Below are 21,845 nucleotides of genomic sequence, written 5' to 3'. Positions count from 1 at the left end.
GCCTACCCCGTGATGCGCTTTCGGAAGATCGCGTAGATCAGGCCGGAGAAGCCGGGCGGACCGGCCTGCGTCCCGTTGAGGGTGTCGATGCGAAGGGCCACGCTGCTCAACCCCAGGGTCACGGCGACCACGGGCGCCCAGGAATTGACGACGTTGCCGACATCGGAGCCGCCGTGGTCGAGGCCGAACCAGAAGTCCGGCGTGGTCGCCTGCGCCGGGAAGCCGATGGTCATGTTCCAGATCGCGCGGCCCGTCTGCGAGCTGGACGAGGTCGGGGTCGGGGCGGGCGCATAGCCGCGCTGGATGATCTGCCCGGTCCGCAGCCCCAGCGACAGCAGGAGGTCGGCGTCGCGCGCCGAGTTCACGTCGAAGCCCGGCTTCGACACCTTCACGACGGTCGGGGTCAGGCGGATCCGCTCAGCCATCAGAACAGCAGGACCATGTATTTGATGAGGACCGTAGAACTCTGGCTTCCGTTGACGTAGACGATGAAGTAGGCAGGATTGCCGTCGATTAGTCGATTATAGAACTCGCTCCCGGAGTAGGCGTTTCCGCTCCCATCATTGCTGACGCCGTAGAGCTTCTGCGCGCGCTCGCTGGTTGAGTCCGTCATCGGCCGGTAGACGAGGAGCGGCTCGCCCCCGAGCGAGCTGACCGAGCCCGGAAGGTTGATCGCCGTGTTGGTGTTGGTCTGGCCCGCGGTGAGGATCCGGAATGGGCGGCGGTCGGTGAAATCCGTCGAGATCAGGAATTGGCTGCGGTCGGTGCGGTCAGCCGTGGTCGCCTCGACCCCGGGCTTCGAGACGAAGAGCCCCACGTGCCCGATATTCGGGTGGCTTCCGATGATGACGCGCGTGACCAGGGCTCAGTCCGAGATCGAGAGGAACTTGCCATTGAAGTCGATCACGAACTTGCCGTCGCCCGACTGCGCGACGCCCGCCGTGACCGCGCCGAGGTTTGCAGTGACGGCGGACAGGGCGCCGACGTTGAGCTTGTCGGCCGTGATCGAGTTTGCCCAGATGCCCTGGCCGTTGACCCCGTCCGTGTTGAGGATGAGATTTCCGGCCTCGTTCCATATCATCAGGCCCCAGCGGCCGGAGTTGTTGGTCCAGGGGTCGAGGTTGCCGAGCACGATCCGCGCCACCCACATGTTTGCGCCGGCACCGACGATCATGCGCGACTGGCCGCCGCTGGACTCCAGGCGTAGCCGGCCGTCGCCGACGTAGATGTTGCCGCCTGAGATCGTACCACCCGAGATCTTGTCGGCCGTCACCTGCCCGGCCCCGATATGCTGGGCCTGGATGGCTCCGGCCGCGATCTTGTCGGCCTGCACGGCGGCGGCGGCAAGCTGGGCGGTGCTGACCGAGCCGGTGATGATGCGGGCTCCGTCGACCGTGCTCCCCCCCTTGAGCACGTTCAATCCCGTCCAGCCCGAGTAGAAGGCCATCGGCACCGCGTCGGGGTTGGCATAATCCCGCTGCCATCCACCGTTACTGTCGTTAGCCCAGTCTAGATATTTGCGCCCCTTGATCCAGACAATCGTCAACCAACCCTTCCAATCAACGTAGCCGCTATCGACATTGGTTGAAACCGGATTTCCCCAATCATCCGTCCAGCCGACCGTTCCGCCCGACCAAGAGACCCTCCCGCTGTTCTTGTCCGCCGTGAATTCGATGCCGGATATAACGAGGCCGCGGGCTCCGATCTTCAGGCTGTTGGCGGAGATGCTGTTTGCGGCGATGGCACCACCGTTGATCTTGGTGGTGTCGGGGCCGTAGAGCCATGAGGTCAGTGACTGCCCGCCTCCGACCTGGATCTTGTCCGCGGAGATTGAGTTGGCCTGGATGTGCCACCCGCTCAGTGTCTGCGCGGCGACTTGGTTGCCGGTGATGGTGTTGGCCGCGAGCCGATCGCCGGTCAGGGTCCCGACCGCGATGCTGGCCGCTATGATCGACTGCGTCGCGATCTGGCCGCCGTCGATGACCGTATTGGCCCCAGGTGCCCAGTCTGAGGGCGTCCGCTGGTTCGGGACCGCCTTCGCCAAGTAGAGGCCAGTCCAAAACGTGTAGATGTTCGATCCACCGTTGAGGGCCGTGCGCAGCAGCGGGACCACGCTGGCCGAGTTGGCCGGAGCCTGGGCAATCACATAGACCCGCGCCATGCCGGCCAGGGAGCCCCGGGTACCCCCCGGTTCGGTGATGTAGGTGCCGTATGTAGCGCCGAGGTCGCCGCCGTCCTGACTTTGCCACGCGAGGATCGGCTGCGCGCCGCAGCGGTGGATCGAGACGTAAGCGGAGAACTCATACCACTGCCCCGCTACGACGGGGTAGCGCTTGTCCCAGCCCGAGGCGGTGCGCCGCTCAAGACGAATGTCGATGACCGGGCCGCTGGCACCGTCCAGGCCCGTCCGATGCACACAGACGGCGCCCATGCCATTAGGGCACCAATAGTTGTCCCAACCGAGCGTGGTTATGTCGGAGCGATTGTCCGAGATCCAGTTGTAGGCGACCCCCGCAATATTGGTCTGAAAATCCGAGTTGAACAGTAGATTGCCCGTGTTGAGGCCGATGCCGAGTTTGTCGGCGGTGATCGCGCCGGCAGCGAGCTGATCCACACCAATGGCGCCGGCCGCGATCTGCCCCGCGGTGATCGAGTTTGCGACGAGCTTGTCCGCCGTGATGCTGTTTACCGCGATCTCGTTGCCGGTGATGGTCCCGGCCTGGATCTGCATCGCTGTGACCGAGCGAGCCACGAGCCGATCTGCGGAGATGGATCCAGTAAAGATATTGGCGCCATCGATCGTCGTAACGCCTGGGTCAACGTAGGGACTAAGCTCTGTCTGACCCGCGGCTGGAGTCGCGATCATCAATGCCGCGACGAACAAATAGGGGCTGCTCTCGCCGGTTCCTGCGGCACGGACTATCAGATAGTAGGCCACAGCGGTGGCCGGAGCCGTGGCAATCACGCCGACCCGGTCAGCCGGGTTGTTCGGAGGGGTGCCGTTTGGCGCGTGATCGGTGAAGGTGGGACTGACGAAGTCTCCAACGGCGGCGTTCGTGGCATCGATGAAGCGGAGGACCAGTGCCGCGCTGCATCGATGGGCGCCGAGCCAGATCGATGCCTCGACCCGCTGTCCTGGGAGACACGGGTAGGCGCTGGATGCGCCAGAGGCCGCCAATCTGCCCTGCCAAACCTCGAAGAAGTCCTTACCGGTCCAGGTGCCCTGAAAGCCCGCCCTCAGCGCTTGCATTCCGGCCGGGCGCCACTGAGCCTCAACACCCACATCGAAGTTGGCGATCGTGGCGCCCTTGGAGTTGTAGGCATTGCTCCAGCCCTTGGTGCCCTGGGACAAGTCACCGTTGAAGGCGTAGTTGGCCGAGCTGATGGCCAGCTTGCTGGCCGTGACCGCGCCCGCCGCGATGTTGCCGGCGACGATCGTCTGAGCGGCGATCTGGGTCGCCGTGATCGCGCCGGCCGCGATGTTGCCGGCGACGATGGTGTTGGCGGCGATCTCGTTGGCTGTGACCGCGCCCGCGGCGAGTTGCCCTGCGGTGATCGACTTCGCGACGATCTTGTCCGCGCCAACTGACCCCGTGAAGATGTTGCTCCCGTCGATGGTCGTCACACCGGCCGGCACGTAGGGGCTCAGCTCCGTCTGACCCGGTGCGGGGGTCGCGATCATCAGGGCAGAGACGATCAGAACCGGAGTGGCGTCCCCGGTGCCGGTGGCGCGGAAGATCGGCGTCACGGACACCGCCTTGGCCGGCACGGTGGCGATCACCCCGAGCCGGTCGTCGGGATTGTTGGGCGAGGTGCCGGCCGGCTGCCGGTTGGTGATGGTGGGGCTCCACACCTCGGCAACGATCGCTCCCGAGGCGTCCGCGAAGCGCAGGCCCATCGCAGCTTTGCAGCGGTGCGAGCCTACCCAGGCGGACGCCTCGATCCGCTGCCCGGTCAGGACAGGGTAGGGGCTGGAGACGCCGGTGGGGCCGACGCGGGTATTCGCGACCTCAAAATAATCTGTGCCGGCCCACGTGCCCCAGAAGAGGCAACCCAAGGCGGGCATGCCGGCCGGGCGGTAGATCCCATCGGAGCCCGCCGCGAAATTCCCCGGAGACGCGGAGTTGGAGGCGTAGGTGCAGGCCCAGCCCTTCGTGCCCTGGGACAGGTCGCCATTGTAGGCGACGTTCGCGCTCGCGACCTGGAGCTTGGAGGCCGTGATAGCGCCCGCCGCGATCGTGCTCGCGACTACGGCGCCCGCCGCGAGCTTCGGCGTCGAGATCGCGCTGTCCGTAATCTGCGTCGAGGTGATCTGACCGGCGAGCTTAGCGGCCGACAGCCCGGTGATCTGGTTGTCGCTGAGCTGACCAGCAATCTTCGAGGCGTCGAGAGCAGCGATCTGGGCCGAGACCACCTGCCCGACCAGCTTGGACGCCGAGATGCCGGCGAGCTGGCTATCGGACAGGGTGCCGGCGACCTTGGCGGCTGACAGCCCGGCGATCTGGGCGTCCGTGAGCTGATCGGTGATCTGGGCCGCCTTGATCTTGGCGGCGGCGATGGTGGAATTGACATCGACCGGGTCCGCCGCCGAGACCCAGGCGCCGCCGCTCAGCCGGTAGAGCTTGCTGTCCGCGCCGTTCAGGACGAGCTTCGACCCCGTCCACTTCGAGGCGTCCGGCAGGGTGGACACCGCGGTCGGAGGCACGATCGAGGCGGCGAGCTTGGTGGCGTCGATCACGCCCGCGGCCAGCGCCGCGCCCGTGAGCTGGATGGAGGTTGCGGTCTTCGGGCCGACGTAGTCGCCGACGGTGGCAGAGGAGTTGACCGGGCGGATCCAGTAGGTGGCGGTGCCGGCGGTCCCCAGGGTTGCGTCCACGTAGAAGGCCGCGGGCGCCGCGACCACGGCCATGCGCGTCGCCGGAGAGGAGGTCCCGGTCCAGACCTCGACGGCCTCAAGGTCGAGGTCGCCGGGGTTGACCCAGGAGAGGGATGCCGACTGGAGCGCCGCGCTGACCGCGAAGCCGGTGATCGCCCCGGGCTTGGCCGTGTTCAGGGCCGCACGGATCGTCTTTATGTCCGACCACGCCGACCAGTAGCCCCACATGTTGAGCGACCGTGTCCGCCCGGCATAGACGACGCCGGGCTTCAGGCCGTCCCACGTCACCCGCGGCTGGGCTGCGTCGACCTCGCGGCGGATCCACGATGTGTCGGCCGCCTTGCCATCGCCCTCGGCCAGTTCGAACTGATAGCGGGCCAAGTTCTTGCTTGTGACACCATTCCAGGTCGCGGCAATCGACGCGAGGGCAACCCCGGTCGCGGTGACCGTAAGGGTGGTTGTCAGCGCGAGACCCTGCGGCCGATCCGGTGCTTGGGTGTCGATCAGCCAATCCGAGGTGGTGATGCTCACCTCGGGTCCGATGTTGAGCTGCGTCGGGTCCTTCCCGAAAGTATCGTAACCCGCCACCCTTATGTAGTAGGTGACGTTGGTCTCGCCCGGGATAAAGATTGGGTTCGAGGATGTGTCGACAGCGACCGTGGCGGCGCTGGGCTGGAAGCCCGACACCTTCGACATCCACACGAGGACCCCGGCAAAGTCGGTGTCCAGGGGCTGCGCGAAGGAGACGACGACCGAGGCAGTCGTCCATATCAGGGTCGGTGTGATCGCGGCCGGGGGCGGGTTGGTTACCGTGACCGCGGCCGACAAGCCTTCGCGCCCAATCGCATCGACCGCCGCCACAGCGAACTTGATCGTGCGCCGCGGCCCTCCGTCCGCCACGTTCCGCTCGAACGAGTAGGTGTACGAGGCCTGCGCCACAATCTCCTGGCGGAGGAGCGCGTTCGTGACCGGGTCGAAGGCCCGAACCACGTAGCGCACCGGGTAGGGGGCGACCCCGTCCGGCCACGTTAGCCCCCAGGTGAGGGTAGGCGCGGTGCCGGAAAAGGTGGTGCCGCCGCCTTTGAGCGCGAGGCCGGTGATCTGCGGCCCGGAGAGGCCGATCCAGCCCGAGACCGTGTACGCGAGGGTCACTGCGTTCGACACCCGACCGCCAAGGCCCTCGGCCTGAACCACGAACATCCAGTCGCCGCTCGACGCGTCGAGGATCTCGACGGACGTGTTCGCCGTCTTCGGCAACGCGATCAGCGTCCCGTTCGGCTTCACGGCGGTGACGTGGTAGGCCACCGAGTTGAAGGGCTGGCCGGCCGTCCAGCTGAGAAGCAGCGACTGCCGCGGCAACCCGATCTCGAAGTAGGTTGACTCCCGCACGGTAATGTTCATCGGCGGCAAGACGATGTTGGGGAGCTCGCTGATGTTAAGTGGCGCGAAAGCGGCCCCGTCGTCCACGGCGGCATAGATCGAGGGTTCATATTCGAGCGCTGACACGTCGTAGACGTGTGGCTGGCTCTCGCCGATGGAGACAATACGGAACAACTGCGGGACGACGTCGCCGATGATCTGCCACATCGCCGCGGGATCCGGCGCCGAGGGCAGTGCAGGTGCCACCGCCACCTGCGTTATGTCGAAGCCCGCCGCCGTCGTGATCTGCCGCTCGGCCACCGTGCCGTCGGGCATCACCACCGAGATCTCGTACTGGACCCCACCCTTGAGCGTTACGGGACGGTCGAGGTGCAGCAGCTGAGCGGTCGAGCCGGCGAGGAGGCGACCACCAAGATCGAGGTTCGAGATCGCCGGATCGGCAATCGCGATCACGTCGCCCGGCCGGCGCACCGCGTGGTCAAGGCCCGCCTGATAGCTCACCGTCTGGGTGCAGTAGTTCTCAACGAGGAGTCGCCACAGACCCTCGCGGTGCGCCTGGCCGCGCGAGGTGCAGCCAAGGAGGTCCACCTTGGTGACATTGTAGCCGTAGCGGGCCACGCCCTCGTCGTGAACAACGACCTCCATCTGCGGCTTGAACAGGTTGTCGGGATCGTTCCACGTGACCAGAGCGACGGTGTGCCGAGCCTTGCGGGCGGACGACGAGTAGGTGATCAGGCCGTCGATCACGTTGGCCGGCGTGACCAGGGCGCGCACGTCGTCGGGCCGGTCCTGGACCGCCGTGACGGTGCCCGTCGACCAGAACGCCATGCCCCGGAAGATGGCCGAGATCTGTCGCAACAGGTCGAAGGCGTCGGCCTGCTGGGTGATCTGCCCGTTGAATGTGAACCGCGGCTCCCGCCCGCCTTTGCCGTCGGACACCATCACGTCGCAGTACGCCGCGATGTTGTAGAGCGTGAACTTGTCGACGGTTGCCGGGTCGATGAATTGGCCGAGGCCGAAGCGATTGTTCCGCAAAACTTCGTGGAAGACCCAGGCCGGGTTGTTGGTCCAGGCTTCTTTGAACGTTCCGTCCCAGATCCCGGTGTAGGTCCGCGCTTCGGGATCGTAGTTCGCAGGAACCTGGCACTTTATGCCCTTCACCAGGTAGGTGCGAGCCGGCAGCGACGAGCCGAACAGCGACGAGTCTGCGGTGAGACCCACCACTGCCGAGTGCGGGTAGGAGAACTTACTGTCCTGCACCGCGGTGAGCGAGAAGAAGATGATGTCGCTCTGGCTCGTCCACTTGTTCTGACTGTTGTTGAAGCCCTCCGTGTCATCGGTCAGACGGGTGACCCGCACGCTCCATGGCGGTGACGCGCCGGCTGGGTTGACCGGCAGCGGGAACTCGTAATTGCAGTAGAACGGGCTGGTATTCTTGCCGGTGATCGTGACATCGCCGATCGGATTGACCCAGGGACCGCCGGAGTACCGGACCTCGATCCGGAACGTGACGGTGTTCTCGCGAACGCTGCCGTCGGACTTGGCCAGGAATAGCGCCGGCAGCTCCATGATCACCCGGACGCGGTCGGCCTCGCCGATGGAGAGCACCGTGGTGACCGGCGTGGCTTTCCTGACCGTGGCCCCAACGCTCTGCGGGGTCTCCACGTCCGGGTGGCCGGCCATGTACGGCTGGTCCGGCGCCCCCACGCGGAACTCCGCCGTCAGACCCTTCTGGTTGTAGGTGCCGTCGGCGTTCTGGACCGGCACGTCGTTCATGTAGACGCCCCGCAGGCCGCCCACGACGCCCTCGATCTCACCCTCCGAGATCAGGTCGACGAGGCGGACCGTGGCGTTCGAGAACAGGGTGTCGGGCGCTCTGGACGCCGACCCACCGGCCTTGCCGGAGCCCGACGAGCCCTTGCGGCCGCGGATGGCCGCGGGCGCGCCCGGCGCCGTCCTCTCCAGAGATCGCACGTCGGCGTCCGGCCCGAACACGGGGCCGCTGTCACTCAGGTCGTCCATCTGGTCGCTATCCGAGACCCGTCGCGCGGCCGGTCGTATTGGCGACCGAGACGCCGGCGCTGATCGTGATGGGGTTCGCCATGCAGAGGCCGAAGCAGAGGGGAACCGGGATGCCCTCCTCGCTGACGTTGTCGCCGCCCTGGAACATGTAGGACTTGCGCTCCTTCTGCTCCTTAGGCTTCGGGCTGAGCATCGTGGAGACGCCCGACAGCGCGAGGCTCGCCCCGAGCCCGATCAGCCAGCCGGGTCCGCCCATCCACCACGTCGCAGCCGCGATCAGGGTGCCGACGATGATCTTGCCGACCCCCACGCCCGACTTCCGGGCCCGCACCACGGGTACGATGTGGAGGTCTCCGGCGGGCAGCCCGAAGGTGATCAGGTCCGGCGTCACGTCGACCGCCGTGCGCGCCCGCCTGGCGGTCCCGCAGGTGACCCGGAATCGGCCCTCCTCGATCGCCGCGCGGAAGCCCGGGATTTGGCAACCCAGCGCATGGCAGGCCTCCGCGAGGGAGCGCACGTCCAGTCGGAAGGAAGGGCCGAACCGCTCGGCGAGCGAGCCGTAGAGCCTAATCGTGCGCAGCATCCGGTGGCCTCCAATCGTCGGGAAGGTCGCGGTGGCGGATCAGGAAGGACAGCTTGGAGCGCCAGACGGAGGCGGGGTCGCGGCCGGACAGCTGGTGCGCCAGATGGTGGAGGATCAGGCCGCCGCCGAGGTAGACCCCGCTGTGGTTCATCACCGAGGATCGGACACGACAGAGGAAGCAGTCTCCGGGCAGTGGGCCCGCCTCTCGCGGGCGCCCGTCGGTCCCCACGCGCACGAAGCCGGCTCGGGCGAAGCCGTCGGCGTAGAGGTCGAGCGGCGGGCGGTCGACGTGCGGCTTCCACCAGTCCGGTTCCCGGGCGACGTCCGGGATCTCGATGCCGACGAACTCGCGATGCCAGTCGCGGGCGAGCGAGTAGCAGTCCCACTTGCCGTGGACGAAGGGGCGCCCGAGCAGCGGCGCGCGGGGCACCTGATCGCCGAACCAGAACGGGTCGGAGCAGCCGGCCGAGACGCAGAGCGTGATCCCCCAGGGAACCGCGGTGTCCATCTGAGCACGCATGTCCTCGCCCGATGGGCAGGCCGGCGGAGGCGTGACCTGGCCCGTGCGCGGATCCTCGATCGAGCAGTGCGAGTGCAGCACCGCGGCGTAGGCATGGCCGCTGACCGCCGCCACCTCGACCGGGTCGGTCTCGAACTCGGTGAGCGGATCGCCCGCCACGTTGCGCAGGGGAGCGTAGTTGCCATCCGGCAGGATCAGCCCGCCGGCCTCCGCGGGCCAACTGGCCGCGGCGTGCCGCTTGTGGGCGTCCACGGCCTGCGCCCAGCGGGTGCTCAGCCCATCGTCATGCGCGAACGCGAGCGACACCTGGGAATCCTCCAAAGGGGAGCTGCGCCCGCGCGCCGAAGCGCACCTTGCAGCAGGTGTTGACGTGGCGGGACGGTTCGTCCTTGTCCGACGTGGTCGGATTGCCGAAGCGGTCGAACGCCTTGTCGCCCGTGTAAGGGCACTCGACGTGGTCGTAGTTGAAGGCGCCCGCCGCAGGATCCCAGCGCCGGTACCGCCACATGCAGATCTCGCGGATGATCGTCCGGCCGGGCAGCTGCCGGCCCTCCTGGTCCATGTCCGAGGCCAGGCTCCAGACGATCTGCCGCTTGCTGTGCTCGATCTTCTGCTCGAAGCGGTAGGCGTCCTGGGCGTAGGCCGCCTCCGGGTCCGCCAGCGGTGCCCCGTCCAGAAATTGCGCATAGGTGCGGGTACGGTAGAGCCGGGCGCCGATGAGGTCCTGGTAGAGCAGGGCTGCAGAGCTCATCATCCGCGTGGCGTTCGACACCGAGATCTTCGGCTGGGGCATGGCGCCCTGGTTCGTGAACGCGAAGCCCTCGGCCTTCACGTCGAGGGGCGTGTAGCGGATGCCGCGGAACTGGATCACGCCGCGGTTCTTGTCGGCCTCGCTCGTGAAGGCGAACTGCTGGTTCACATTGAGCGGCGAGAGATCGATGATGAACAGGGCCACGAGGTCACCAGGCGTGAGGCTCTGGCCGGCGCGCAGGATCGCCGTGTTCGGCGTGGTCACGGGTCGAAGTTCTCCCTGAATGTCGCCGTAAGCGTGCTGTAGAGCGCGTCGGAATAGTCGGTGTTCCAGCTGTCGCAGATGAACTGGCGCGGCGCCGGCTCGAACGGAACCTGGAACGTGAACGGCTTGTAGCCTGCCCGCTCGACGAGAAATGCTTCGAGCCGCTGGATCTTATCGGCCGGCAGCAGGATCGAGCGATAGTTGAAGTCCCGGGCGAGCGGGTTGATGCCGTCCCCAGTCCGCTGCGAATACCGGTCGCCGAAGCTCGCGGTGAGCACAGCGGCCTTGCCCGGCTTCGAGGAGCCGGGCGTCACCGGGCCGTAGGGACGGATCCCCAGCGTCGGGAAGGCCGGGTAGGCCACGAGCCAGCCCTCAGCCCGAGGCGGCCTGAGACATCGCCGCGGTCGAGACGTACGAGTGCGTGAGGATCACGAGGAGCACCGTGTACGGCTCCATCGGATGCAGTGCGCGCGCGTCGGTGTCGGCCGCCTCGATACCGTCGAACAGGGCGGCGTCCGGCGCGTAGTAGCCGGGCGTGGCCGCCGCGGCGGGACCGGCGAAGATGTTCTGGCCGATGAAGCGCTGGCACAGCCCGTAGAACCGGCCGACCTCGGAGGCGACGATGGCGCCCTCTGCCCTCGTACCGTCCGTCCCGTGGAGCACCAGCTTGCCCCGCATGGCGTAGGCGTCGAAGCCGCGCCGGAAGATGGCGACGGGCTGGCCGCGGACCACGGAATTGAGGTTCACCCCGATGTCGAGGGTCTGGTTCGTCATGACGATGTCTCCTGGGTAGAGGGGCTCAATGCTCGCCCACGGGGGTCACGAAGCGGCGGGCGCTGTCGCTCAGCTGCGCGACGCGCTCAGCCGACAGCACCTGCGTGCGCAGCGCACCCTTCTCGACCACGACCGGCGAGCCGGAGATCTGCAGCAGGAACATCAGCGCCATCTCGAGGAGGTCGACCTGGCTCATGCCGGAACCGCCCACGAACAGGCAGGGCGGTTCGTTCTCGACGGTGGGCGTCGCGAAGCCACCGCCCGGCAACGGGCCGGCCTCGGCCGGGGCGGTGGCAGACGGAACCGGGGGCTGGGGCACCGGGTGAGCGGTCTCGGCGGTGCGGTCGATCGGAGGCTTTCCGTTCGGACGGCTCATGGGCTGGTCCTTGACGTGGGCAGCCCGACGCCCGGGGCCGCGGCGGGAAGGCACGGTCACGCGCCGAAGCTCAGCGCCCAATCAGGCGGTCCTGCCCGGACGCGGGCAGATCAATCCGGGTCTCGAACGCGTGCGGCGAGATCTTGCCGACGGAGATGCTTCTGGCCGCGATCTGGTCGGCGCTGATGGTACTGCGGGCGATCTGGTCGGCGCTGACAGCGCAACTCCCATTCCCCGACGCCACACGAGCCGCACGACGTTTCGTCAGGGCCGTCGGGATCGCGAGTCCGGCAAAGCTCACCACAGGCGCAACCGCGAGCAGGCCGAGATAGGAGCGTCGGTTCATCGGCGTCTCGTCGGTGTGGTTTCAGGAAGCGCGCCTCGCCCCGGCGGCGTGGAGCATCCCGCCGGGCCGCATCTCGTTCTGCGTCCGGGCGGTCCACATCCGATCGAACTCCTGGCGGAACGCCTGGGCGTTCGCCTGCGCGTTGCGCTGGTCCTGGGCGTCGTCGCCGGTGGACTGCGTTGTGATGTGGGCGATGAAGGTGGGGCCGGCCGTCTGGCCCGCGGCGGGTGACGAGGCCGCGGACGGCGGCATCGGGTAGGCGCCCTGCCCCACCAAGCCGCCGTCCGCGTAACCGCGCATGCCGCCGCTGTTGATCGCGTGTAGCAGGCCGAGGTTGCGCGAGGCAGCGGCCGCGCTGACCACGAACTCACCGGGCGAGAGCCGGGCCAGCACGCGATCTTCTCGGGAGCCGCCGGGGCCGAAGACGGGACCGCCGTCGGCGAAGCCGAACAGGCCAGCGAGGCTGGAAAGGAAGCCGCCCGAGCTAGCAGCCGCAGGGAGATCCGGCCCCATGCCGCCCTGGGCCATCGTCGGAAGGCCGCGCGAACCGGAGAACAACGACCCCAGCAATCCGCCGAGCCCGCCCGAAGACGAACCCGAGCCGCCGAACAGCCCGGCACCCAGCTGGTCGATGCTCCACCGCAAAAGCTTCTCTTCGAGCATCTGCAACCCGCTGGTGGCCGCCTGCGCCGCGCTTCCGCTTCGGAGGAGCGTCGTGATGAAGGTGCTGGTCGTGTCCTGGAAGGTGGTGCGCGCGTCCTTCAGCTCGTTCGTGCGGAAGGCCTGCTGCGCGACGCTCTGCGCATCGCGCGAGGTGTCGTCTCCGACGACTTGGCGGGCCCGTGCATAGGCCGCCTGTTCGTCGGCAGAGCGTCCAAGCTGGCGCAGTTCGAAGGCGTTGTCGGTGCTGAACTGGAGCACGCGCTGTTCGGTGACGATCCGCGCGCGCGCCGCGGCCTCGGCACTCAACGTCGCCGCGTACTCCCGCGAGACTTCGACACCCCTGCCCTGCTCACGGATGATCGCCTGCTGCGCGTCGGTACGGGCACGCAGCCCTTCCGCATCCTGGCCGTTGGCCTCCTTCGCGAGGCGCAGCGCCTCGGCTTCCTGCCGCAGGCTGGTCTGGCGCTCGCGCTCGGCGGCGACCATGTCGGCCGCCTGCGGTCGCTGCTGAAGAACCTCCGCGATGAAGCCGCGCGTCTCGGCGGGGAACCGGGTCACGTCTCCGCCGACGCGATTGACATTGCCCAGGCCCCAGTTCCAGTCGCCCAGCGCGAGCGCCTCATTGCCGTTGCGCGCGTTCAGACGCTCTCGCAGCATGCGTGCGGCACCGAAGGCCGAACTCGTGAAGTCGAGCGGATCGACGCCCATGCCGGCGGCGGTCGACGGCATGAACTGGAACGGACCAATCGCGCCTGCTGGGCTGACGATACGGCCGCTGATGATGTCCGGCTGAAATCGACTCTCTCGACGGAAGACCGAAGCGAGAAAGTCGGGCTCAAGACCCTGACTGATTGCAGCTTCGTACACAGTGCCGCGATATTGCTCGGGCACGTCACGGATGTTCGTCGAATAACGGCTGGTCTGACGGTAAGACTGTTGACGGGTCGTGTCATTACCAAGGTCGCGGACCTTCTGCAGGTTCTCGCGCTCGGTGACCGCTTTCAGCGCCTCGTCGCGGGCATTCGCAATCGCGCGGGCGTCCCGCGCATCAAGGTTGTCGTTCGCCAGCTGCCCGTTGTACCGCGCGAGCACGTCCGCTCGGGTGGCGTTGGGGTCGAGGCCCTTGGCACGGAGCGCGTTCTGGTAAGCCTCCTGGCGCTGCGCGGCCTCGCGCCCCGCCGGCGCCATGGTCGCGGTGCGGTTCTCTAATTCGGCGGCCCGGACCATCGCGGCCGTGCCGGCGTCGCCGAACTTCTCGATGTCCTGGCGCATCGACATCGCCTGCCGCGCGATCCGCTCCATCGCCGCTTCGGTGGCGGCCAGCGTCGCCGGCGTCAGCCCGAAGGTGATCGGGTCGCTAATCGCGCGCCGCAACTTCTGCGCCCGGTCCTCGGCCTCGCGCAGCGCCTCGCTCGTCGGATCGATGGAGCGCGGCAGGTTGCCGATGTCGATGCTGTTGAGGTTCGCCCGCGCCTGCTGGCTTTGGCGTTCGCGCTGGTCGACCTGCGCCTGGAGCGCGCTGACGCCAGCCCGCAACCCTTCTGTATGTCGCGTCGAGTAGAACGGATTGCCGGACTGCTCGGCGGCTTCGGCATCCGCAAGCCGCTGCCGCGCCTTGGCGAGGCGCTCGTCGAGCGAGCCGCCGGTCAGCGCCTTGTCGGCGGCGCGGCCGATGCGATCCCAGAAGTTCGACACGGTGGTGCCGACGGTCTCGCTGATGTGCCCCCAGCCCGACGTGAGTTCGGTCGCCTTGGTCAGGCTGCCGGCGTAGGCGTCGAACAGGGCGCGCTGCGCGCCGAGCCGGTCGCCCTGCGCAGAAAGACGCTGGACGGTGGTCAGGCTGGTGTCGTTCAGGAAGCCAAGTCGGGCGTTCAGCATCTCGGCGCCCTTCGCGGGATCCGCGAAGGCGCGAGCGACCTCCTGCTGCGCGGTGGCGAGATCCTGGCCGGTGGTCGCCGCATAGTCCTTGGTCGTGCGGATCAGGCCCGAATACATCTCGGCGCCAATCTGGCCGGTCGCCGCGAAGGCGCCGGCCATCTCGCGCGCTTGACGCACGGAAACACCGCCGGCCGAGGCCGAAGCCGCCGCGATGGCGTTGATCTGCTGCGCGGTGGTGCCGGAGGCGCGTCCAACTCCCGAGAGGTTCTGGGCGAGTTGCACCTGCGTTGCCGAGTAGCTCTGCTGCGCGGCGACCGCGAGGCCGACCGCGACCGCAAATCCGCCGGTGGCGGCGCCGAGTACGCCAATTGCGCCCGCGGCGGCGGTGGCCTTGCTCGACAGCGAGGTCAGCACATCCGTGATGCCGAAGCCGCCCATCGACATCAGCGCGGCGATCTGCGGCCCCTGCTGCAGGCCGGCCCGGATCGGCGACGAGCCGGCAAGCACCTGCTCACCGAAATCCTTCACGTTGAAAAGGACGTCGCGCATCAGCATGTCGCGGAAGCGCTGGCTGGCCTCGCCCTCGCCGCCGGACCCCGACGGCCGTGGCGGTGCCACCGGCACGCCGCCGGTGCTGCTGAGGCTGCCCAGTGCTTGGCTGGCGCGCGCGTTGCGGTCGTAATTCTGCACCGCCGAGCGCCCGGCCTGATCGAGCGCCTTCCAGGCATCCGCAGCGCCGCGGACCGCGCGGGCCTGATCGTTCACCGCGCCGATCACGCGCTCGCCGCGGGTGACGAACTGGTCGAGGTTCGTTCCGGTCGTCGTGACCTGTCCGCCCAACTCGCGGTAGGCGGCGCCGGCGGTGCGGATCGCGCCGGTGTTCGTGTTGAGCGCGCCCGTGAGGCGATCCATCGCGGCGAGCATCGCCTGCGACGCACCCTCGGCCGACGCGCTCGACTGCGCAAGATTGTCCAGCGCCTCCGAAGCGGTTACCGCAGGGCGAGAATCGATTTCGAGGCCGAGAACGGCGAGGTCAGCGGTCATGAGGTATGTTGCAACTCTGTTCTGGCTCGTGCTGCTGACGGAGACGTGCAGATCTGGCGATCAAGAAGCGCATACTGCCTCTAGGTCGGTATCCCGGTTCACCGCGATTGCAAATTTTTGCCCTGACCAAATACCCACCAACAAAGCGCTTGCGAACCGCTTCGCGGACGCTTTTGCTGCAATAGGTCGAGAAAGTACGACGCCTCAAAAGTGGTATAAGATGGTAATTTCTGAAGGAAAACGGCGCCTGGCTGAAGTAAATATGACTGGAAAGCTTGAATGGTGCGAAAATCAACGTCATTTTATGGAAGAAGCCGGCGACCGACAGATGTTCCCGCGATGAGCGAGCCGGAACGCACCGCCTCGCCCTGTATCTGCTACTGCGCAGGATGTGCGCCTGCCGTCTCCGACCAATAAAATTTTCAGCCGCTGCGAGAAACATCCTGACGCGTCCGCTCTCGGGCATGGGCGTCGGATTGACCCATTCGCCTTCCCGTTCGGCGCCCGCGGCCAGGCCTGACGGGACAGACTCACCTTGACCTGACTACGGCAATGCCGTACATAACGGCCATGCACGGCGTCCTGACCACTCCCACTTTCGAGGCCGACGCGGCGGATGCCGGGCTCTCCGATGAGGACGTGCTCGCCATGGCGGCTTGGCTCTCGGCCAACCCGCTGGCGGGCGCCGTGATGGCCGGAACTGGCGGCGCCCGCAAGGTGCGGTTCGCCGGTAAGGGCAAAGGCAAGAGCGGCGGCTATCGGACGATCCACTACTACGGTGGAGACGACGTTCCCCTGTTTCTCCTGGCCCTCATCGACAAGGGCGAACGGGACAACCTCACGAAAGCGGAACGCAACGCCCTTGCTGCAGAATTGTCTTGCCTGGCAGATGACTATCGTAGCGGTGTTAAGACAAAACTTGCAACTTTGAAGCGGAGGCTATGATGACGAAACTTGGCGAGCGCCTTCTCAAGAGCGCACAGGAGGCCAGGGCTATTGCCCGCGGCGAGATGGCTCCCGCACGCGTCTTCACGCCTCCCCCGATCGACGTGGCCGCAATCCGCAAGAAGACCGGCCTCTCGCAGGAGCGGTTCGCGCAGCGGTTCGGCCTGTCACCTGCCGCGGTGCGGGATTGGGAGCAGAAGCGACGCATCCCCGATCCGGCGGCCCGCACCCTTCTCATCGTCATCGACAAGGAACCTGACGCGGTCGAGCGGGCGCTATCGAGCGTCGCGGCCTGATCTCACCCGAACGCCTTGTCCATCATCTCCGGCGTCAGGTTCGGCCCGAGCGCCTCCTCGTCCTTCGCCCCGGTCTCGATCCGTCGGCCCTGCTCGACCAGGAACGTCTCATCCATCTTCAAGATGCTCCGGCGTTCCCAAGTCTTCATCCGCACACCCGCGAGGGCCTGCCAGGCGCAGATCTCGGAGAACTGGAGCGGATTCGGCCCGAACCCGCTGCCGGTGCGCTGGGCGGAGAGGTCCCAGAACCACCGCCAGAGGTGAGCCCCGGCCGGGGGCAGTGCAATCGGGCGCTTGTTCAGACCGTCGCGGACGGCGCGGCAGAGGCGGTCGGCGACCGCCTGATAAAACGCGAGCGGGCGGCCGCCGCTGCGTCCACGGCCTGCCGGATGGCGCCGTAGCGCCGGAACATCTCGGCCGCGGCCTCCTCGGTGAACGACACCGACGGGTGCGTCCAGCCCGAGCAGCACCGGGCCAGGAAGAGGCAGCTCTGGGCCGTGATCTCGTCCCGGGTGAGCGGGAGCTGCTCGCCGCGGGCGGCGCTCTCCTCCTGCCCTCGCTCCACGGCCCGGCGCTGCTGCGCGCTGTCGGGCCCGTGCACGCGGATCGTGAACATCACCTCGTCCGTGCCCGGGCGGAAGACGGGCACGTCGATGCCAGCCTCCTGCGCGGCCTGGAGGTCGTCGTAGGCATCAAGGCCGAAGTCGATCATTGGCGGCTCTGGTCTGCAGTCGCCTCGGCGACCTGGCGATGGAAATGCGGAAAGCGCTGGAGGAGCGCGAGCGCGCGCGCCGTCGAGAACGGGTAGGGCTCACCGTCGACGACGAGCTTCGTCCAGCTGCGGATGCGCCCGGCGAGCGTCTTGATGCCGGTCGGGTCCTCGGCCTCCGGAGTATCGGGCGCGGGCCCAACCTTCAGCGTGACGCCGATCTCGCCGCCGCGCTCGTCGCGCAGGGCCACCTCGGCGAGCCCGTCCTGCGGCAGCGCGACGGTCCCGTCCTGCGGTGCGTCCGCGCCGCTCTCGCGCTGTTCGTCCATGGGTCAGCCTCCGATCAGCTCGCCGACGCCGCCACACGCACGATCTTCGAGTTGATCTCGATCGTGGCGTTGAGGTTGCGGATGGTGTTGGCGGTCCCGCCGGTCTCCGGCGCGGTCGCGACGAGGCCGACGAAGTACCGCAGCGAGTTCTTCGGCGATGACCCGGTCGCGGGCTTGTCGTTGAACTCGATCTTGAAACCGTAGTTCACGTTCGTACCAGCCGCCGCGGCAAGCGCCTGCTGCCCCGGATCGGTGGGATCGTTCGAGAACACGTTCTGCATCGAGCCCGCGTTCTTGGTGCCGAGCGCCTTGTGGTCGCGCCCGTCGCCGATGATCTGGTCGGTGATCACCTGCGCGGCATCGCCGAAGGTGCCCATCTCCTTCCAGTTCTTGACCTCGGTCCAGCTCACCGAGGCGAAGGCCGTTGCGTCAAGCGTCTCGTCGGGCTCGGCCATGGGGGCTGAGGTCATGTAGAACTTGCAGCCCGCGACGGGGTAGCGGCTCGGCATCGTGGTATCCTTTCAGGCGCGCGGAAAGACCGCCCCGGGGCGGCCGGGATGGAGGGATCAGAGAGCGTCGGCGGGCTCGTCGACGTAGGCGGTCCAGGTCACGCGGACCGGGATCTGCAGCCAGCCAGGCTCCTGAAGCGCCGGCTGCACCGCGGGTGGGCGAAGGATCAGCACACGCTGCTCTCTAGCTGCCAGGGTGATGCCCGGGCGATAGTGCGTGCAGAGCGCGGCGACGACCGCCAGCGGGTCTCCGATGCCCCGGTTCTCTGGCCAGAAGACATCGATCTGGTAGAGGCCCGAGTGGTCCACGGCGCCATCGAACGGGATGGATGCGCCGACCGGCTCAGCCGGCAGGAACGTCGGCCGCAGGTAGGCTGTCCCGTTCGGATCGAAGTTCCTGCCCTCCGGAGCGATCCGCATCGGCTTCGGCAGCGGCGCGGCCTTCAGGTGCGCGTAGAGGGCGGCCTGGATCGCCGAAATCGCCGTCGTCACGTGATCTCGGCCTTCGCGGCATCGGCCGCACGATCGACCAGCGCCTCGAACTCCGCCACGGTGATCCCAACCATGCCGGCGGGCGCCTGCTTCGACCAGCCATTCTCGAGGCGGAGCGCGTAGGGCAGCGAGTTCGACAGGTAGATCACGTCACCGAAGCGCGCGGTCGTGACCTCGGCCGTCAGCCGGCCGATGGTCTCTTGTCCGGAGGGATCGACGTCGTCGCTGACGGCTCGATCCATCTGCCCCAGGCCGTAGCGCCAGTTCGCGCGGAAGCGACCGGTGTCGACGGGTGAGCGCATCACGATGCGTGTGCCCATGTCGAGGACGAGCTTGCGGACGACGAGGTCGGCCCGGGCCTGCACCTTCTCGACGAAGGCAGCGATGTTGAGCGCGAAGGTTCGGTCGGCCATCAGCGCCGCACCTGGACGTCGTACATCACGACCATACCCGCGGGCGCCAGCGGCTTGATCGTGACGATGGCGTAGACGTCGCCGCTCGCGTCGCGCAGCTGGTCCGCGTCGGTCGGCTCGATCGCGAGGCCACCCGCTGCGATCAGCGCCCGGCGATCCTGCTGCCGGATGAGCGTGCCGTCGCGGTCCCGCTCGTCGTAGTCGATCACCGCGAGCGTGCAAGGGTAGGCGCTCGGATCCGCTGCGGCGACCGCGGCGGCGGACCGGCCATTCGTCATGTCCTCGCCGCTGCCGGCGTCGCTGGCGCGCAGGATCGCGCCCGGCCCACCGAAGCGTGCGATGAGGCGGTCGGCGGAGCGGCGGGCGCGGCCGTAATCGAAGGTGCCGGGCATCAGGAGGTCAGGCCCTCAGCACGAGGCCGGCGCCCGCGACGGAGCGCAGCAGTGGCGCGACGAGCCGGTTGACGATGGTGACCACGGGCAGGACATCGCCGCCCACGCCCTGGTCGCCATACTCGACGGAGAGCGGGCCGACCGTCTCTGAGACGATCCGCTCGCCCGGATGGACGTCGGGCTGGAGCGAGCCCGGCGACTGGAGCTCGCGCAGGGCGGCCTCACAGGTCGCGCGGATCACGCCCCGCGGTACGATGTTGGCCGGCAGGAGCGTGAGACCGGCGTCGTAGGCCCGCTGGCGGGGCCAGCAGAGCCCCTGCCCCCGGATCGCCGGCCGACCGATCCAGCGTCCCTCGAACAGGCTGTCGAGGAACTCGGTGGCCCGGCGCAGCGCGGCTTCCTTGATCGCGTCGTCTCCCGCCCAACCGGTGTTCGCCCGGGCGGCGTGGTACGCATCCGAGGCGGCGACCGAGACGTAGCTCTCGGCCGACGGCAGCCCCGAGCCATCCTCGACGATGAGCGGCATGGGGATCACGCTGCGACCAGCATCGGGACGGCAGGGCTGACGCGCTGCATTGCCATGGCGGTTACGCGCCGGCCCTCTGCGCGGCCGCGGCGTTCATCCTGGCCTGCCGCTCGCGCAGCTCGTTCTGTGCCGCGATGTAGGCCGTGACCTGCTCGCCGTGGGTGGCGTGCCCGCCGACGGCCTGCGCCTCGGCCTCCCGGTCGTAAGCGTCACGTGCCGCGTTGCGCTTGGCGATCGCGGCATCGACTTCGGCCTGCGCGTCCACCACCGCCTGGTGGAGATCCTGCAGGCGCTGCAGATCCACCGCCGAGCCGCCCGACGCCCGGATCTCGGCCACCATCCGCTCGCGATTGGCGGTCAGCACGTCCTGGGTGAGATCCGCGTGGAGCTCGGCGTCGAGGTTCTGCAGGGTCGAGGACTTCGGCGAAACCGTGCTGTCGGTAGCCGCGCGGCGCCGCGACTGCAGGTGTGTGCGAGGCTCGGCACGGCCCTCCGCGTCGCTGGCGTTGGCCGCCGGATCGCCCCCCGAGGCCGTGCGGGCCTGCTCGGTGCCGGTATCGTTCGGGGTGCGGCTCTCGGTGTTCGGATGGTCGGCCATTCCGGCCTCCTGTCGGTGCGAGGGATGGGAGGGCGCGCGACCGCGCCCCAGGGCCGCGTCAGAACTCGCGGGTGCGCAGGCGGGCGATGGGGATCATCTTCCGCATGGGCGCGACGCGCTGCCAGGACGCCGCGGCCGCGAGATTGTTCGTGGTCGCCGTGTTCGACGGGCCGCCGCTCGGCGCGGTGCCGACGTAGGACGTGCCCGGCACGTGGTGCGCCCACTCGATGCGGGACCACATGACCTCCTGGCCGCCGCCGTTGCCCGCGCCCGGGATGCGAAGCACCTCGTTCGGCACGTCGGGATCGGCAGTGCCGAAGAGGATGGAGCCGCGCCCGAGGAGGTAGGTGTCGAAGACACCGGCCGACGGGTTCGGCATCGCATCGTCGACGATGACGTCCTTGCCCATGTAGGTCGGGATCGTCGGGTTCGCGTCCGAGTCCAGGCGGAACTGGATCAGGTTGTTCTTCAACGCCGTGCCGTAGACGAGGGAGTGCATCGCGACGAGCGCGATCCCGCCCATGTTGTCGCCCATGGTCACGAAGGCGTCGATGAAGGCGGAGCCGTGGAAATCGGTGATGCCCTTCGAATATTCGCCGTTGTTGATCGTCGAGAGATCGACGAGCATATCGTTCTGCACGTGGAAGGCGTCGGTTGCTGCTGCATTGTTCGCGAACAGCCCGTTGAGGTGCGCGATCATCGCGCGCTGGCGCCGCACAGCCCAGTACAGTGCGACCTGCTCGGCGAGTGCCGCAAGCGGATCGTCGGCGAGCAGCGAGCGCACGAGGTCCATCTGGGACCACGAGTTGTTGCGCGACAGCCGGACCGCGATCTCGTTGCCCTCGCCGGGCTTGTTCGGGGTCGAGAAAACGGTCGGATCATCCGACGAGACGTTCTCGACATCGGTCGTGTCGACCGGGTTGAGCCGGGGCATGTTCGTGGTCAGGCCCGCGCCCGCGAGGAACCGGTCCAGCAGCGGATCCGCCACGGCGGCGCCGGACTGGATGAGCGCCGTCTTCTCGATGGAAAGGCGGCGGACCATGGGGACGAAGATCGCGGGGACGACGACGTCCGAGAGGCGAAGAACACCGGTGGTCATGGGGATCTCCTGAGGGAGGCTTGAGGGTGTGGTCCGTCAGCACCGCCAAGCCGGACCCCA

The 21,845-nt window shown here is 67.9% G+C and carries 23 protein-coding genes; 2 read left to right on the top strand and 21 right to left on the bottom strand.

Features of this window, described 5'->3' with window-relative positions; all coding sequences use genetic code 11:
* Positions 1-2: 2 nt before the first annotated feature.
* The 11 genes from ACW9J6_RS12170 to ACW9J6_RS12120 all read right to left on the bottom strand — a co-directional run bounded on the left by ACW9J6_RS12170 (position 3) and on the right by ACW9J6_RS12120 (position 15,477).
* Positions 3-425 (bottom strand): hypothetical protein, encoded by a 423-nt coding sequence (locus ACW9J6_RS12170; RefSeq protein ID WP_457116733.1) that lies wholly within the window; start codon positions 423-425, stop codon positions 3-5.
* On the bottom strand, positions 425-817 hold the full coding sequence (locus ACW9J6_RS12165) for a hypothetical protein (RefSeq protein WP_457116732.1): 393 nt from the start codon (positions 815-817) through the stop codon (positions 425-427). The genes ACW9J6_RS12170 and ACW9J6_RS12165 overlap by 1 nt, the downstream gene beginning before the upstream one ends.
* A gap of 48 nt (positions 818-865) precedes the next feature.
* Positions 866-8,278 carry a TipJ family phage tail tip protein gene (gpJ, locus tag ACW9J6_RS12160; RefSeq protein WP_457116731.1) on the bottom strand — a complete coding sequence of 2,471 codons (7,413 nt, stop codon included), beginning with the start codon at positions 8,276-8,278 and terminating at the stop codon, positions 866-868.
* 7 nt (positions 8,279-8,285) lie between these two features.
* Entirely contained in the window at positions 8,286-8,861 is a 576-nt protein-coding gene (locus tag ACW9J6_RS12155) for a tail assembly protein (RefSeq protein WP_457116730.1), read from the bottom strand.
* Positions 8,845-9,687 carry an NlpC/P60 family protein gene (locus tag ACW9J6_RS12150; RefSeq protein WP_457116729.1) on the bottom strand — a complete coding sequence of 281 codons (843 nt, stop codon included), beginning with the start codon at positions 9,685-9,687 and terminating at the stop codon, positions 8,845-8,847. The genes ACW9J6_RS12155 and ACW9J6_RS12150 overlap by 17 nt, the downstream gene beginning before the upstream one ends.
* Positions 9,665-10,396: a phage minor tail protein L gene (locus ACW9J6_RS12145; RefSeq protein ID WP_457116728.1), complete on the bottom strand. Its 732-nt coding sequence runs from the start codon at positions 10,394-10,396 to the stop codon at positions 9,665-9,667. Before ACW9J6_RS12145 ends, ACW9J6_RS12150 begins: the two co-directional genes overlap by 23 nt.
* Positions 10,393-10,758, bottom strand: a complete 366-nt coding sequence (locus ACW9J6_RS12140) for a phage tail protein (RefSeq protein ID WP_457116727.1) — start codon at positions 10,756-10,758, stop codon at positions 10,393-10,395. Before ACW9J6_RS12140 ends, ACW9J6_RS12145 begins: the two co-directional genes overlap by 4 nt.
* A 10-nt stretch (positions 10,759-10,768) precedes the next feature.
* The gene (locus ACW9J6_RS12135) at positions 10,769-11,170 is read right to left on the bottom strand and encodes a hypothetical protein (RefSeq protein WP_457116726.1); all 402 of its coding nucleotides are present in this window, start codon (positions 11,168-11,170) and stop codon (positions 10,769-10,771) included.
* 25 nt (positions 11,171-11,195) lie between these two features.
* The gene (locus ACW9J6_RS12130) at positions 11,196-11,546 is read right to left on the bottom strand and encodes a hypothetical protein (protein ID WP_457116725.1); all 351 of its coding nucleotides are present in this window, start codon (positions 11,544-11,546) and stop codon (positions 11,196-11,198) included.
* Between the two features lie 70 nt (positions 11,547-11,616).
* Entirely contained in the window at positions 11,617-11,892 is a 276-nt protein-coding gene (locus ACW9J6_RS12125; RefSeq protein ID WP_457116724.1) for a hypothetical protein, read from the bottom strand.
* A 21-nt stretch (positions 11,893-11,913) separates the two neighbouring features.
* Positions 11,914-15,477, bottom strand: a complete 3,564-nt coding sequence (locus tag ACW9J6_RS12120) for a phage tail length tape measure family protein (RefSeq protein ID WP_457116723.1) — start codon at positions 15,475-15,477, stop codon at positions 11,914-11,916.
* A 570-nt stretch (positions 15,478-16,047) separates the two neighbouring features.
* Between ACW9J6_RS12120 and ACW9J6_RS12115 the strand changes: the two genes are divergently transcribed.
* Positions 16,048-16,422 carry a type II toxin-antitoxin system RelE/ParE family toxin gene (locus ACW9J6_RS12115; RefSeq protein WP_457116722.1) on the top strand — a complete coding sequence of 125 codons (375 nt, stop codon included), beginning with the start codon at positions 16,048-16,050 and terminating at the stop codon, positions 16,420-16,422.
* On the top strand, positions 16,422-16,718 hold the full coding sequence (locus tag ACW9J6_RS12110) for a helix-turn-helix domain-containing protein (protein WP_457116721.1): 297 nt from the start codon (positions 16,422-16,424) through the stop codon (positions 16,716-16,718). The genes ACW9J6_RS12115 and ACW9J6_RS12110 overlap by 1 nt, the downstream gene beginning before the upstream one ends.
* A 2-nt stretch (positions 16,719-16,720) precedes the next feature.
* Here the strand turns inward: ACW9J6_RS12110 and ACW9J6_RS12105 are convergent, their stop codons facing one another.
* From ACW9J6_RS12105 to ACW9J6_RS12060, 10 genes are all read right to left on the bottom strand, one after another.
* Positions 16,721-16,999 (bottom strand): phage tail assembly chaperone, encoded by a 279-nt coding sequence (locus ACW9J6_RS12105; protein WP_457116774.1) that lies wholly within the window; start codon positions 16,997-16,999, stop codon positions 16,721-16,723.
* Positions 17,000-17,016: 17 nt separating this feature from the next.
* Complete coding sequence (locus ACW9J6_RS12100; RefSeq protein ID WP_457116720.1) at positions 17,017-17,430, bottom strand: hypothetical protein; 414 nt, start codon at positions 17,428-17,430, stop codon at positions 17,017-17,019.
* The gene (locus tag ACW9J6_RS12095; protein WP_457116719.1) at positions 17,427-17,756 is read right to left on the bottom strand and encodes a hypothetical protein; all 330 of its coding nucleotides are present in this window, start codon (positions 17,754-17,756) and stop codon (positions 17,427-17,429) included. Before ACW9J6_RS12095 ends, ACW9J6_RS12100 begins: the two co-directional genes overlap by 4 nt.
* A gap of 14 nt (positions 17,757-17,770) precedes the next feature.
* Positions 17,771-18,265, bottom strand: a complete 495-nt coding sequence (locus ACW9J6_RS12090) for a hypothetical protein (protein WP_457116718.1) — start codon at positions 18,263-18,265, stop codon at positions 17,771-17,773.
* A gap of 57 nt (positions 18,266-18,322) precedes the next feature.
* A complete protein-coding gene (locus ACW9J6_RS12085; RefSeq protein ID WP_457116717.1) occupies positions 18,323-18,757 on the bottom strand; it encodes a phage tail terminator-like protein in 435 nt (144 codons plus the stop codon).
* Positions 18,754-19,170, bottom strand: a complete 417-nt coding sequence (locus ACW9J6_RS12080; RefSeq protein ID WP_457116716.1) for an HK97 gp10 family phage protein — start codon at positions 19,168-19,170, stop codon at positions 18,754-18,756. Before ACW9J6_RS12080 ends, ACW9J6_RS12085 begins: the two co-directional genes overlap by 4 nt.
* A complete protein-coding gene (locus ACW9J6_RS12075; RefSeq protein ID WP_457116715.1) occupies positions 19,170-19,562 on the bottom strand; it encodes a hypothetical protein in 393 nt (130 codons plus the stop codon). Before ACW9J6_RS12075 ends, ACW9J6_RS12080 begins: the two co-directional genes overlap by 1 nt.
* A 7-nt stretch (positions 19,563-19,569) precedes the next feature.
* The gene (locus tag ACW9J6_RS12070; protein WP_457116714.1) at positions 19,570-20,088 is read right to left on the bottom strand and encodes a DnaT-like ssDNA-binding protein; all 519 of its coding nucleotides are present in this window, start codon (positions 20,086-20,088) and stop codon (positions 19,570-19,572) included.
* 61 nt (positions 20,089-20,149) lie between these two features.
* Positions 20,150-20,686, bottom strand: coding sequence for a hypothetical protein (locus tag ACW9J6_RS12065; RefSeq protein WP_457116713.1), 537 nt, complete (start codon positions 20,684-20,686; stop codon positions 20,150-20,152).
* 58 nt (positions 20,687-20,744) lie between these two features.
* The gene (locus ACW9J6_RS12060) at positions 20,745-21,785 is read right to left on the bottom strand and encodes a hypothetical protein (protein WP_457116712.1); all 1,041 of its coding nucleotides are present in this window, start codon (positions 21,783-21,785) and stop codon (positions 20,745-20,747) included.
* Positions 21,786-21,845 lie beyond the last annotated feature (60 nt).

The organism is Methylobacterium sp. JK268, from assembly GCF_054052225.1.
Note: the sequence above shows the minus strand (reverse complement) of the source record. Positions and strands in the feature narration are given on the sequence as shown.